Origin of the sequence: Desulfocucumis palustris, assembly GCF_002933875.1 — a bacterium.
Taxonomy (GTDB): Bacteria; Bacillota; Desulfotomaculia; order Desulfotomaculales; family Desulfocucumaceae; genus Desulfocucumis; species Desulfocucumis palustris.
On sequence record NZ_BFAV01000033.1, the window covers coordinates 1 to 676 of the forward strand.

The 676-nt window shown below is 42.6% G+C and carries 1 protein-coding gene; it reads right to left on the reverse strand.

Annotated elements, in window-relative coordinates; genetic code table 11:
* A partial coding sequence (locus DCCM_RS03085; protein ID WP_165791998.1) for an IS4 family transposase occupies positions 1-676 on the reverse strand: 676 nt, incomplete at both ends.

The following is a 676-nucleotide window of genomic DNA, read 5'->3' on the forward strand; positions in this document are numbered from 1 at the left end:
GGAAATAAAATCGTTAATGAGGTCCTGTAAAGCACAATCCGTTATTGTAAGATATTTCCGCAAGGTATTTTTAAGCATCGTTAATAAGAGTTGAAAAGCTTCCGCAAAGCTTATATCCTGAAGCTCGTCACAGCAAAGATAAAATAAATTGCCAAGAGTTTTTGGGTCTTTGCTTTCCCGGTTTTCAAGGGCAAGCAAGATATACCGGCAGAAAACGATTGTAGTATGGGCAACCATGGAGTCATAAGATCTTCCCTGGAACTTCTTGGCAAGGTTTAAAAAGGATTTGGTGGTTTTAAAGAACACCTCAATATCCCAGCGTTTTCCATAAGTTTGAATAATCTCTTTAGCTGTCAACTCTAAATCAGTTGCAAGTAATGCCAACCATTTTTTCGACCTGTTCCGGTCCCGGATGAATAAGATCCGTGCCGTCACAGGGTTACCCCCTGAGTCCTTGCCGATTTGAACGATGGCGTTCGCCAGAACCTTGGCTTTGCCGGGTTTTTTAAGAAGTTCCTTGTAAAGGGTGCCAAGAGTCATCTTTTCGCCTTTATAGGTGTAATGAATCTTCTTCGTTGATTTAAGCATACATATCACATGGAGGCGATGTTCACGCACCCTGCAGATAACGGACGGAAAGGCAAACCAGCTGTCGAAAAGAAGATGCCTTGCCTGG